The sequence below is a fragment of the Oceanicola sp. 22II-s10i genome (assembly GCF_002210105.1).
GTDB lineage: Bacteria > Pseudomonadota > Alphaproteobacteria > Rhodobacterales > Rhodobacteraceae > Pseudooceanicola.
On the sequence record NZ_AQQU01000001.1, the window covers coordinates 667,487 to 680,656 of the forward strand.

Annotated in this window: 9 protein-coding genes; 4 read left to right on the plus strand and 5 right to left on the minus strand. The window is 68.1% G+C overall.

Translation table 11 applies throughout. The annotated features are described in order from the left end of the window. Positions 1 to 35 precede the first annotated feature (35 nt). On the minus strand, positions 36 to 815 hold the full coding sequence (locus ATO6_RS03345) for an SDR family NAD(P)-dependent oxidoreductase (protein ID WP_088622510.1): 780 nt from the start codon (positions 813 to 815) through the stop codon (positions 36 to 38). 130 nt (positions 816 to 945) lie between these two features. Here ATO6_RS03345 and ATO6_RS03350 point away from each other — a divergent pair, with 130 nt between their 5' ends. From ATO6_RS03350 to ATO6_RS03360, 3 genes are all read left to right on the plus strand, one after another. Further along, positions 946 to 4,182 (plus strand): carboxyl transferase domain-containing protein, encoded by a 3,237-nt coding sequence (locus tag ATO6_RS03350; protein WP_088622511.1) that lies wholly within the window; start codon positions 946 to 948, stop codon positions 4,180 to 4,182. Positions 4,183 to 4,288: 106 nt separating this feature from the next. Continuing rightward, positions 4,289 to 5,377 carry a Zn-dependent alcohol dehydrogenase gene (locus tag ATO6_RS03355; protein WP_088622512.1) on the plus strand — a complete coding sequence of 363 codons (1,089 nt, stop codon included), beginning with the start codon at positions 4,289 to 4,291 and terminating at the stop codon, positions 5,375 to 5,377. After that, a complete protein-coding gene (locus ATO6_RS03360; protein ID WP_088622513.1) occupies positions 5,367 to 6,611 on the plus strand; it encodes an MFS transporter in 1,245 nt (414 codons plus the stop codon). Before ATO6_RS03355 ends, ATO6_RS03360 begins: the two co-directional genes overlap by 11 nt. A 186-nt stretch (positions 6,612 to 6,797) precedes the next feature. Here ATO6_RS03360 and ATO6_RS03365 read toward each other — a convergent pair whose 3' ends face one another. After that, positions 6,798 to 8,456 (minus strand): thiamine pyrophosphate-binding protein, encoded by a 1,659-nt coding sequence (locus ATO6_RS03365; RefSeq protein ID WP_088622514.1) that lies wholly within the window; start codon positions 8,454 to 8,456, stop codon positions 6,798 to 6,800. A 175-nt stretch (positions 8,457 to 8,631) separates the two neighbouring features. Here ATO6_RS03365 and ATO6_RS03370 point away from each other — a divergent pair, with 175 nt between their 5' ends. Then, positions 8,632 to 10,200, plus strand: coding sequence for a carboxylesterase/lipase family protein (locus tag ATO6_RS03370; protein WP_176440808.1), 1,569 nt, complete (start codon positions 8,632 to 8,634; stop codon positions 10,198 to 10,200). 7 nt (positions 10,201 to 10,207) lie between these two features. Here ATO6_RS03370 and ATO6_RS03375 read toward each other — a convergent pair whose 3' ends face one another. The 3 genes from ATO6_RS03375 to ATO6_RS03385 form a co-directional block, all read right to left on the minus strand. Beyond that, the gene (locus ATO6_RS03375) at positions 10,208 to 11,353 is read right to left on the minus strand and encodes a CaiB/BaiF CoA-transferase family protein (protein WP_088622516.1); all 1,146 of its coding nucleotides are present in this window, start codon (positions 11,351 to 11,353) and stop codon (positions 10,208 to 10,210) included. Between the two features lie 90 nt (positions 11,354 to 11,443). Continuing rightward, complete coding sequence (locus ATO6_RS03380) at positions 11,444 to 12,298, minus strand: alpha/beta fold hydrolase (protein WP_176440809.1); 855 nt, start codon at positions 12,296 to 12,298, stop codon at positions 11,444 to 11,446. Between the two features lie 82 nt (positions 12,299 to 12,380). Further along, positions 12,381 to 13,154 (minus strand): enoyl-CoA hydratase/isomerase family protein, encoded by a 774-nt coding sequence (locus ATO6_RS03385; protein WP_088622518.1) that lies wholly within the window; start codon positions 13,152 to 13,154, stop codon positions 12,381 to 12,383. Positions 13,155 to 13,170: the final 16 nt, after the last annotated feature.

Below are 13,170 nucleotides of genomic sequence, written 5' to 3' on the forward strand. Positions count from 1 at the left end.
GGCGCGGCCAACCCGCGCCCCCTGCCCCTGCAACATCAGGCGGTCATGCCGCCGTCGACCGGGATCGCGGCCCCGGTGATGTAGCTCGAGTCGTCCGAGATCAGGAACAGCGCGGTCGAGGCGATTTCCTCGGGCCGCGCGTTGCGACCATACAGCGGCGTCTGTTTGGCGCGCGCGGCGACCAGCGCCTCGGCATCCTGGTTGCCCTGCGGCGAGTCGGGGCGCGCGACGAAGGTCCGCAGCATCGGCGTATCCACCCCGCCCGGACAGATGGCATTGGCGCGGATGCCGTCGCCCGCCGTGCGCTTGGCCAGCGACCGGGTCCAGCCGATCACGCCGAACTTGACCATCGAATAGACCGGGCTGCGCGGCGATCCGGCCAGACCGGCGGTCGAGGAGGTATAGACCAGCGATCCGCCGCCCCGCTTGCGCATCTCGGGCAGCGCCGCCGCCGTGGTGTGCACGATGGTCCTGAGGTTCAGGTCGATGGCGAGATCCAGCAGCGCCGGGTCCATCTCTTCGACCATCGCCGGGCCGGGGTGGCCGGCATGCCCCCAGAAGAAGTCGAGCCCGCCGAACTCCGCCACCGTCTTGGTCACGATATCGCGCGAGAACTTGTCGTCGGTCAGGTCACCGATCAGCGGGATCGCACGACCGCCCGCCGCCTCGATCTCCTTGACCGCCTTTTCGACGCCCGCGCCGTCGATGTCGACCACGCCGACCGCCGCGCCCTCGGCCGCGAACATCTTGACGCCCGCCAGGCCCATGCCCGACGCCGCGGCGGTCACGATGCCGATCTTGTCCTTCAGTTTCATGCCACGTCCTCCCTCTCTGGCCGGACGACAATGGCCCCAATCGAACCGCCGGTCAATGTATTGACCCTCGGGTAGTATTCCATGACAGTGCCCGCGAAATGGCGCAGGCAGCGCGACAGGAGGAGTGTCGATGAGTCAACGTTTCCAGCGAGTTCTGGTGGCAAACCGGGGCGAGATCGCGGTGCGCGTGATGCACAGCGCCGCCGCGCTCGGGGTGGAGACGGTGGCCCTGCATACACCCGATGACGCCGAGGCGCTGCACGTCTTTCATGCCGACCACGTGGCCCCGCTGGCCGGGTCCGGTCCCGCCGGGTATCTCGACATCGACGCGGTCGTCGAGGCCGGGCTGCGCCTGCAATGCGACTGCGTGCATCCGGGCTATGGCCTGCTGAGCGAAAGCGCCGCTTTCGCCCGCGCCGTGGCCAAGGCCGGGATGACCTTTCTCGGTCCCGCGCCCGAGCATCTGGAAACGCTGGGCGACAAGGCCGCCGCCCGCGCGCTTGCGGTCAAGCTGGGCGTGCCGGTGTCCGAAGGGGTCGCCGCCCCGGCGACGGCCGACGACATGGCCGCGCTGTTGAAGCGGCTGCCCGAAGGCTCGGCCATCGCGATCAAGGCCGTTGCCGGGGGCGGCGGGCGCGGTATCCGCATCGTGTCCGACCCCGCGCAAGTGGCCGATGCCGCGGCCCGTTGCGCCTCCGAGGCCAAGGGCGCGTTTGGCGACGACCGGCTTTATGCCGAGGAGTTCCTGACCGGCGCCCGCCATATCGAGGTGCAGGTCGCGGGCGACGGCAAGCAGACCCTCGCCATCGGCGACCGCGACTGCTCGCTCCAGCGCCGCCGCCAGAAACTGGTCGAGATCGGCCCTGCCCCGAACCTCTCCGACGCCGCGCGTGCCGCGATCCACGGCGCGGCGGAGAAGCTCTGTGGCGAGATCGGCTATCTCGGGATCGGGACCGTCGAATTCCTCGTCCGTCCCGACGAGAGCTTCGTCTTCCTCGAGGTGAACCCCCGTATCCAGGTCGAACACACCGTCACCGAGATGGTCACCGGACTCGACCTCGTCGCGCTCCAGTTCGACCTTGCCGGTGGTCGCAGCCTCGCCGACTTCGCCCGCCCCGCGCCGAACGGTTTCGCCGTCCAGCTCCGCGTCAACGCGGAAAAGGCCGGACCGGATGGCACGCCCGTCCCCGCCTCGGGCCGGATCGCCCAGTTCGACCCGCCGGGCGGGCCGGGCATCCGGGTGGATACCCATGCGTATGGCGGCTACACCCCCAACCCGCGCTTCGACAGCCTGCTGGCCAAGCTGATCGTCCACGCCCCCGGCGACCTGACCGACGCCCTGTCCCGCTCGGCCCGAGCCTTGAAACGGTTCCGCATCGGCGGCGTCGACACCAACCGCGACCTGCTGCTGCGCCTCGTCGCCCTGCCGGAACTGGCGGCCGGCACCGCCGACACCGGGCTGGTCGAACGCCTGCCCGCCGCGAAGCCCGACACCCACGACCTGTTCCCCGAGGTCGCCGCGGACGGTCACGCGCACTACCACCACGTCACCGAAGTGCCCGCCGGATGCACCGGGGTCTTCGCACCGATGACCGGCGTGGTCATCGCCCTGCCCGACGAGGGCGCGCTGGTGCCCGAGGGCGGCGAGGCGGCGGTAATCGAGGCGATGAAGATGGAGAACACCGTCTCTTCACCCGCCGGGGGCCGTTTCGTCCCGGCGCTGGAAACAGGCGACGCGGTGAGCGAGGGCGATGTCATCGGCTGGCTGGAACCGGTGGACGAACAGCTCGACGCCGCGCAGGCCGAGGATGAGGTGGACCTGGACCACATCCGCCCCGATCTGGCCGAGCTCTACGAACGCCGCCGCCTGACCGAGGACGAGGCCCGCCCCGACGCGGTCGCGAAGCGCCACGCCAAGGGTCTGCGCATGGCGCGCGAGAACCTTGCCGACCTGGTCGATCCCGACAGCTTCGTCGAATATGGCCGCTACACCATCGCCATGCAGCGCAAGCGGCGGAGCGAGGACGACCTGATCCGCAATACGCCTGCGGATGGACAGATCACAGGCATCGGTTCGGTCAACGGCGACCTGTTCCCCGACCGGTCCCGCTGTGCTGTCATGGCCTATGACTACACCGTCCTTGCGGGCACGCAGGGCCACATGAACCACATGAAGACCGACCGCGTGATCGAAGTCGCGATCGAGAACAACCTGCCCCTGATCCAGTTCGGCGAGGGCGGCGGTGGACGGCCCGGCGACACCGAGGGCAGCTTCAACACCTCGTCCAGCTTCAACATCATCGCCCGCCTGTCCGGCAAGGCCCCGATCATCGGCATCACCGCCGGTTACTGCTTTGCCGGCAACGCAGCCTTCCTCGGGGTGTCCGACGTCATCATCGCGGTCAAAGGATCGAACATCGGCATGGGCGGCCCGGCGATGATCGAGGGCGGCGGGCTTGGTATTTACCAGCCGCAGGAGATCGGGCCGGACCACGTCCAGACCGCGAGCGGCGTGATCGACATCCTTGTCGAAGACGAGGCCGAAGCGGTGCGAGAGGCCAAGCGGACGCTGTCCTACTGGCAAGGCGCGATCCCCGAATGGTCCGCGCCCGATCAGCGCCAGCTGCGCCGGATCGTCCCGGACAACCGCCGTCGCGGCTATGACATGCACGAGCTGATCCATACGCTCTGCGACGAAGGTTCGGTGCAGGAGCTGCGGCCCGAGTTCGGGCGAGCGATGATCACCGCCTTCGTGCGGATCGAGGGCAAGCCCTTCGGTCTGTTCGCGAACAACCCCAAGATCATCGGCGGCGCCATCGACAGCGACGCGGCGGACAAGGCCGCGCGCTTCATGCAGATGTGCGACAGCTACGGCATCCCGCTGCTCTCGGTCATCGACACGCCCGGCATCATGGTCGGGCCCGAGGTGGAAAAGACCGCCCTCGTCCGCCATTCCGCCCGGCTGATGATCGTCGGCGCGAACCTCAGCGTGCCGATGTTCGCCGTGACGGTGCGCAAGGGCTACGGCCTCGGCAAGGCGGCGATGATCGGCGGGTCGTTCAACACCATCGACGCCGCCTGCGCATGGCCGACCGGCGAATTCGGGGCGATGAACCTCGAAGGCGCGGTCCGCCTCGCCTACCGCAAGGAGATGGACGCGGCCGACGACCCGGCGGAAAAGCAGGCGATATTCGACCGGCACCTGAACCAGTTGATCGAAGAGGGCAAGGCGATGTCCAAGGCGATGGACCGCTCCATCGACGATGTCATCGACCCCGCCGACACCCGCGCATGGCTGCTGAACTGCCTCGCCAACACCTGGAACCGTCCGAAGCACCGCAAGGCCCGCTTCATCGACGCATGGTGACCTGCCACATCCAAGGATGACCGCCGCGCGTGCTTGCGCGCGGCGGGGTCGGCTGTAAGCTCCGGTCATGTAATCGGAACCGCTATGCGGGAGGGAGGAGACCGACATGAAAGCTGCCATTCTTGAGCAGGCCAACAAGCCGTTGATCATCGCGGACGTGGCCCTGGGCAACCTTGGCCCGCACGAGGTGCGGATCCGCACCGCCGCCTGCGGCCTGTGCCATTCGGACCTGCACTATATCGACGGCACCGTCGCCCAGCCGATGCCCGTCGTGCTGGGCCACGAGGCGTCCGGCATCGTGGAAGAGGTCGGCAGCCACGTCACCCGCTTCAAGGTCGGCGATCATGTCGTCGGCTGCCTGTCGGTGTTCTGCGGGACCTGCTCGCACTGCATTTCCGGCAATCTCGTCGAATGTTCGAACCCCGAGGTCAAGCACGCCCCCGGCGTCGCCCGCCGCATCACCCGCGACGGGGTGCACGTGGGTCAGGGCTTCAACCTCGGCGCCTTCGCCGAGGAGATGCTGGTGCACGAAAATGCCATCGTGAAGATCCGGGACGACATGCCGCTGGACCGCGCCGCGCTGATCGGCTGCGGCGTGCTGACCGGCACCGGCTCGGTCATCCGCACCGCCAAGGTGCCGCCGGGGTCCACCGTCGCGGTGATCGGCTGCGGCGGCGTCGGGCTGTCCGCGATCATGGGGGCCAAGATGGCCGGCGCGCTGCGCATCATCGCCATCGACGTGCTGCCGAACAAGCTGGAGCTGGCCAAGGAATTCGGCGCGACCGACGTGGTCAACGCCAAGGAGGTGAACCCGGTCGAGGCGGTCATCGAGATGACCAAGGGCGGCGTGAACTACAGCTTCGAGTGCATCGGCGGCAAGGCGACGGCGGAACAGGCGATCCGCATGACCGGCACCGGCGGCACGACGACCCTGATGGGCGTGATGCCGGGCGACATGATGATCGAATTCTCGGGCCGCGACCTGTTCTACCGGCAGAAGAAGATCCTCGGCTGCCTGATGGGCTCGAACCAGTTCCCGACCGACATCCCGCGGCTTTGCGACTTCTACATGCAGGGCGCGCTGCCGCTGGACAAGATGATCTCCAAGCGGATCAAGCTGAGCGAGATCAACGAAGGCTTCGACGCGCTCAAGGGCGGCAACGTGGCGCGGAGCGTGATCACCTTTGACGCCTGACGAAAGCGCCCCCGCCCCGAAACGGGCGGGGGTTTTTACCGCGCTGAGGCACCGCAACTACCGGCTGTTCTGGTTCGGCAACCTCGTCTCCATGACCGGCGACTGGCTGGATCAGGTCGCGCTGAACTGGCTGGTGATTTCGACCACCGGCGACCCGGTGATGCTGGGGCTCGTGAACCTCGGGCGCGGCGTGCCGATCATGATCTTCTCGATCTTCGGCGGGGTGATGGCGGACCGGTTCGACCGGCGCAAATACCTGATGTCGACCCAGACGGCGACCATGCTCGTCTCGGTCCTGCTGGCCGCCGTGGTGTGGTCGGGCGAGGTGAACATCTGGATCATCGCGGTGCTGGCGACCTGCCGGGGCATCGTCGTCGCCTTCAACCTGCCCGCACGGCATTCGGTGATCTTCCAGCTTGTCCCGCGCGAGGACGTGGCGAGCGCGGTGGCGCTGAACTCGGTCACCATCAACTCCGCCAAGGTGCTGGGCCCGCTGGCCGCCGCCGGGATCATCGCCGTCTTCGACATCGCCACGTGTTTCGCGGTGAACGCCGCCAGCTTCACGGTCGTGCTGCTGATGCTGCTGTTCATCAAGCTGCCGCCCAAGGAGGTCCGCGACCGCCGCCGCAACCGCGTCTGGACCGACATGCGCGAAGGCTTCCGCTACCTGCGCGGCGACCGGACGCTGATGCTGCTGGTCTTTGTCGGGATCGTGCCGACGTTCTTCTGCCAGCCCTACCTCAACATCCTCGCGATCTTCGCCAAGGACGTCTTCGCCGTCGGCTCCACCGGGCTCGGGATCATGGTGGCCACCGCCGCCTTCGGGTCGGTCTGCGGCGGTCTGGTCGCCGCGCATGTCCAGCGCGACGGGCGGAGGGGGACGGTGATGCTGGGCTTCATGGGTATGTTCGGCGCGATGCTGGTGGCGTTCTCCTTCGCGCCGACGATCTGGCTGGCGGTGCCGCTCGTGTTCCTGGTGGGGATGATGCACATCGCCTATGCCTCGTCGAACAGCACCATGCTGCAACTGACGGTCGAGGACGAATATCGCGGTCGGGTGCTGTCGACGCTGATCATGACGCGAGGGGTGATGTCGCTGGGGACGGCGACGACCGCGACGCTCGCCGCGATGATCGGCGCGCGCTACGCGATGGCCGGGATGGCGAGCGTCGTGGTGGTGTTCGCGGCGGTGTTGTGGGTCAGAGCGCCAGCATTGCGCGACCTGCGGGTGTAGCGCGAAGCCGCGCCATCGACGGGCCGCGGCGCGGCGATCCTGGGCGTCGAGCTTGGGCGCTTTATTTCAGCCACGCCATCGCACAGAACGAACGTCGCGCAAGCGGAAGCCAATCGCCGGGCCGGGGGGCGGCCCGACGATGGCGCGGCGGCCTGCGGCCTTGATTCCGCGCCTGTGCCTATGGCCTCAATGCCCCTTCCCGCTCACCTGAGCCCGCATCCGGGGCGTCGCGACCTGATCCGAGATGTGGATGTTGATCACCAGCGTCCCCTCGCCCTCGTCATAGCTCTCGATCGCCGCCTTCAGCTCATCCACCGTCGTCACGCTGACCCCGCGCAGACCGAACCCGCGTGCGATCGCACCGATGTCGGAAATCCCGTGGATCGCCTCGGAATCGTCGATCCCCTGCGCCCTCAGCTTGTGGATCTCGGACCCGTAGGCCCCGTCGTTCATCACCATGATCAGCATCTTCAGCCCGTGCCGCCGGATCGTGTCCAGCTCCTGCACGTGCATCATCAGGCTGCCGTCGCCCTCGATGAAGGCCAGCCGGTCGTTCCCTGCCGCCACCGAGGCGCCGATGGCAAAGGAAAGCCCGCTGCCGATGGCGGAAAAGTTCTTGTAGACGTGGCTGTTGCCGCCCTTGAAGCCGCGCATCCCGGCCTGCCAGAACGACTGGTGACCGTTGCCCTGCACCAGCCCCATCTCCTTGTCGAGCGTCGCCTCGATCACCTCGGTCGCGGTGCGCGGGTCCAGCCGGTCGGGCTCCTGCACCCGCTGCGCGCTGTCGTTCACGTCGCGCGCCAGCTTGTCCGCGACCTCCTTGGTCCGCACGCCGGAGGCCACCTTGCGCCCCTTGAGCGCCTTGGTCACCGCCGTCGCGGTCCGCCCCGCATCGGCGATCACCCAGTCATCGGCGCCCCAGACACCCTCGAACATGCCCGCCGGATCCAGATCGACCTGGATCGTCCGCGCCTTGCCGAAGAACCCGCCGCCGCCCAGCGTGTGGACCGACAGGCTCGCGCCAAAGGCCACGACGACATCCGCCTCGTGCGCCAGTTCGATGGCGTATTCGCGGGCATAGCCCCCGGCCACACCGATGGAATACGGATTGTGATCGAACAGCCCCATGGCCGGCAGCGTGTTGGACAAGAGCGCCCCCGATGCCTCGGCCAGCGCCTCGACCGCATCGGTCGCACCGCTGTTGATCACCCCGCGCCCGGCGAGGATCATCGGACGCTGCGCTCCGGCAAGCGCATCGGCCAGCATGGCGACCGCGCCTTCCTCTGGCGGCAGCGCGGGGCGCTTGGCGGGCCATGGCGCGGGCTGGTAGGCCCGCCCGTCCGCCGGTTCCTTCTGCAGGTCGTAGGGCACGCCGATCACCACCGGCAGCCGGTCCCGACGCGCCAGCATGAAGGCGCGCTGCACGTTCTCGTGGATCGTCTTGGGCGAACGGGCGGCGACGTAATGCGCCCCGGTCGGCGCGATCAGCGCGGCCTGGTCGATGTCCTGCGAATACCACGGCTTGTGCATCGGCGCCTCGCCCACGAAGCAGATCAGCGGCATCCGGGTCCGCGCGGCCTGGGTCAGCGCGGTCATCAGCTGCGTCACGCCCGGCCCGCAGGTGACGGAGGCCAGCCCGATCCCGCCGGTCGCGCCCGACCACGCCATCGCGGCGGCGACGGTGCAGTGTTCGTGGCGCAGGTGGATCGTCTCCACCTCCGGCAACTTGGACAGCACGGTCGAGAAGTGCATGTTGCCGTCGCCCATCAGGGCGAACTGCGCGCGGACGCCCTCGGCGTGGACCGCGCGGGCGATGAGGTCGTAGATCGGTTGGCTCTGGGTCATGATGGCTCCTCCCTGCCGGTTGCCGAAACCATGTCACCGGTCCGGCGCACCCCCAATCGGCCACCCCGATTTCCCGCATCCGTGTAAGGATCCGCCGATCACGAACATGCCGCTTTCCACCCCCCGCCCCGGCCCATATCGTGCCAGCATACCATCACGGCGGAGAGGAGACGGGATGAACACGCTGCACAAGACCGGCAACAGGGTCCAGACCACCGAGGGTCCGATCGACGGCATCCAGGGCTCCGGCGCCATCCGCTTTCTCGGCGTGCCCTATGCCGTGGCCGACCGCTTCGGCCCAGCCCGCCGCCCCAAGGCGTGGAACACCCCCTTTTCCGCGCACCGCCTCGGCGACCGCTGCCCGCAGACCCCCGGCCGCGGCGGCGGCAGCTGGATGTCGTTCCTGTCCGACACCTCGCCCATGTCCGAGGATTGCCTGCGCCTGAACGTCTACGTCCCCGACCGCCCGGCGACCAAACCGCGCCCGGTGATGGTGTGGTTCCACGGCGGCGGCTTCATCTCGGGCTCGGGCGGGCGCAACTGCGTGGACGGGTCGCGCATGGCTGACCGTGGCGATGTGGTGGTCATTACCCTGAACCACCGGCTGAACGCCTTCGGCTTTACCTACCTGGCCGAGCTGATGCCCGGCCATGAGGGCATCAACTGCGGCGTCACAGACCTTGTCGCGGCGCTGGAATGGGTGCGCGACAATGCTGCGGCGTTCGGCGGAGATGCCGGAAACGTCACGATCTTCGGCCAGTCCGGCGGCGGCGGCAAGGTCGCGGCGCTGATGGCCATGCCCTCGGCCGAGGGCCTGTTCCACCGTGCCGTGATCCAGAGCGCGTCGACACTCCTGACGATGGCGACCCCGGAACGCGCCACCGCCTGCGCGAAACTGATGCTCGAGGAACTGGGCATCAAGAATCCCACACCCGAGGCGCTGGCCAAACCCACGACGCAGGAGGTCCTCGCCGCCCGCCTGCGCGCCGTGGCGCGGAACGGCGGGGTGGATGACTTCCGCCCCGTGGTTGACGGCACCGTGATGCCCGCCAACCCGTTCGAGCCGGAGTCGCTCGAACGTTCCGCGAAGATCCCGCTCCTGATCGGCGTCTGCGAGGACGAGATCACCTTCTTCCTCGCCTCCGCCGACCCCGAGTTCCACAAGATGGAGGCCGAGACCGCGAAGAAGCGGATCGCGCATTTCATCGGCATCGAGGCCGCCGAGGGCGGCAAGGTCTTCGACGCCATCGCGGCCATGTTCCCCGGCGAGAGCCCGGCGCAGATCGCATCGCGCGCCATGTCGGAACAGATGTATCGCCGCAACGACCGGCTGGCCGCCGACATCCGCTCGGCCCATCCCGGCGCGGCGCCGACCTATTCCTACCTGTTCCGCTGGAAAACCGCCGCCCTGAACGGCCACCTCGCCTGTCCGCACACCTTCTGCATTCCGATGGTCTTCGGCACCACCGAAAGCGCGTCGGAACTGCTGGGCCGCCCGCGCGAGGCGCGCGCGCTGTCGGACAAGGCGCAGGACGCGTGGCTGGCCTTTGCCCGCACCGGCGATCCGAACACCGACAGCCTGCCCGCTTGGCGGCCCTACAACGCCGGGGATCGTCCGACGATGATCTTCGACGACACCTGCGGGATGATGGACGACCCGATGCCGGAGCTCAGGACACTGTTCGAAACCCTGCCCGCCTATTCGACGGACAAGGGGTCGGGCGCGACGCAGGCCGCCATCTGAACAGAGCCTATTCCGCCTTCTTCCGCGAGGCGAGGATGCGATCGTTGTCCTCGCCGAGCGCCTTGGACGGCCAGCGATAGCCGCGTTCCAGATCCTCGTAGATGATGGGCGAGGACGGCAGGACCACGTCGCCGAACAGCGGGTGGTCGACGTTCTGCAGCATCCCGCGCGCGTGCATGTGTTCGTCGGCCATGACTTCGGGGATCTCGCGCACCGGCGCGCAGGGGACCCCCGCATCGACCAGCCCGGCGAACACTTCGGCCTTGGGGCGCCCGGTCAGCCATTCGTCGATCAGCGCATCGACCTCGGCCATCCGGTTGCAGCGTTCGCGCATGGTCACGTAGCGCGGATCGTCCGCCGCCCAGTCCTGCCCGAAATAGCCGGTCAGCCTACGCCACATCGCATCGCTGTTGCACAGGATCGCCAGCCAGCCGTCGGCGGCGCGATAGACGTTGTAGGGACACAGCGACAGCCCGCCGTGGTGGTTGCCGGTCTGCGGGTTCACCCCCGTCCCGACCAGCCCGAGGTTCGAGGCGAGCGCGGGATAGATCGCCTCGAACATCGACACCTCGACGCTGCGCGCGCGGCCCGTGCGTTCGCGTTCGACCAGCGCGGTCATGACGCCCGCGTAGAGGTGGACGCCCGCGTTGAAGTCACAGATCGCGGGCCCGGCCTTGAGCGGCGGGTTTTCCGGGAAGCCGGTGATGCTCATCACCCCCGACATCGCCTGCACGGCGAGGTCCATCGCCGGGAACCGCGAATAGGGGCCGGTGGTGCCATAGCCGGACGAAGCCGCGTAGACGAGGCGGGGGTTCAACTCCTCCAGCCGTTCGCGCGGGAAGCCAAGGCGGGCCATGACGCCGGGGCGGAAGTTCTCGACCAGCACGTCGGAGGTGCGGATCAGGTCCTCCAGATCGGCCTTGCCCTCGTCGGTCTTGAGGTCGAGCGTCACGAAGTGCTTGCCCGAGTTCAGCATCGCATGCGGGATGAACGCCCGCCCCGCGTCCTTCTGCCGGCGGCGGGTGTGCTCGCCCTCGGGCGGCTCGACCTTGATGACCTCGGCCCCGGCCATGGCCATAAGGAAGGTCGCATAGGGGCCGTTGTAGATCTGCGTCAGGTCGATGACCCTGATCCCGTCGAGTGGTCCCTGCATCGCGTCCTCCTGTAAAGCGTCACGCGGACGCTAGGACCGGGCCGCCGGGGCGGCAAGGCAGGGTTCGGGCGATTGCAGGGACGTGTCGGATCAGTCGAGGCGGGCGAGAAAATCCAGCAGCATCTGGTTGATGCGCTCGGCGGCCTCGTAGTTCACCCAGTGCCCCGCACCGTCCAGCACCTCGATCTCGGCTGCGGGATAGGCGTCGCGCAGGATGCCGACGCGGGTCTCCATCGTGCCGGGCGCGACGAAAGCGTCCTTTTCGCCCCAGATCGAGACGACGGGGCCGGTGAACCCGTCCAGCACCTCGGGCAGAAGCTTGCCGCGCTTGACCTTCAGCTGGTTCAGCCGCGCCTGCACCGTGTTCTCGTGCTGGATGCGCAGGGTCCGGGCGTCGACCAGCGCAGGATCCGCCAGCATGATGCTGCCAAGGTTGAACCGATGCGCCTCGACCAGTTCATCGCCCGACTTGCCCCGGACCTTGGCGGTCGGCGGCGGGTTCGGGGCCATGATCCCGGCGGGCGAGCACAGGAACAGACCCCGGATGCGGTTGGCATGAAGCTGCAGGAGCTGCGCCGTCATCGCGCCGCCGAAGGAAAAGGCGGCGATGGCATAGGGTGTGTCCGGTCCGATCAGGCTGTCCAGACCGGCGGTCACGTCCCGCGCCATGTTCATGACAGAGGTCGGTTCAGCCGGTTCGTCCGAGTCACCATAGCCAGGCAGATCGGGCACCAGCACACGGTTGCCTTTCGCAAGCGGCTCGATGCTGCGGACCCAGTGCTTCCACGATCCGGAGCCGCCGTGCAGGCAGAGCACCGGCTTGCCCTGACCCCAAATCCGCCAGGCGACGCGGCGGCCATCGCTGTCGGTATCCACACGCTCGGCGGTCGACGACAGGCGGTCCAGCAGGTCATCGGGCTGGCACAGCGCGGCGGGGTGGCTCATGGGGAAATCGTCTCTCTTCAGGCCGGAATCGCATGACCCGGCGGCGGGCGGCGACCCCTTGGGGCCGCCGCCGCACATCGGCTCAGTAGCCTTTGAAGTCCGGCGTCCGGCGTTCGTTCATCGCCTTGACGCCTTCCTTGAAGTCATGCGTCACGCGCAGCAGGTTCTGCTCGAACGCCTCGTTGTAGGTCGCCTGACGGAACGCCTCCAGCACGCCGTTGCGCAGGGTCTTGCGGGTGAACTCCACCGCCAGCGGGGCGGAAACGGCGATCTCCTGCGCGACCTCGATGGCCTTGGCACGGACCTGATCCGAGGGCACCAGCCAGTCGAGCAGACCCATCTCATAGGCCTCGTCGCCCGGCACGCGGCGGCCGGTGTAGAACAGCCAGGCCGCCTTCTGCTCGCCCACGATCCGCGGCAGCGTGTAGGTGGTGCCGAAGCCGGGGTGATAGCCCTGACGGCAGAAGTTGGCGGAGAGCCGCGTCTCGCTGCTGCCGACGCGGAAGTCCGCAGCCAGCGCCAGGCCGATACCCGCGCCGACGGCGGCGCCGGACACGGCGGCGATGACCGGGGTCTTGGCGGCCATCAGACGATGCGCTTCCTGATAGAGGTGGCGCGTGGCCTCCTGCGTGATGGAATCGCCGTCGTCCTTGACCCGCTCGGCCAGGTTCGCGCCAGCCGAGAAGTGTTTCCCTTCGGAACACTGGACGATCGCACGGATCTCCTTGTCGGCGTCCAGTTCGTCATAGGCATCGGCAATTGCGGCGATGGCGTCGATATCGACAAAGTTGTTCGGGCCGCGCTGCAGTTCGACGATGCCGACATGGCCGTCGCGGGTGATCTTAACGTCGCTCAAGTGTTTTCCTCCTCAT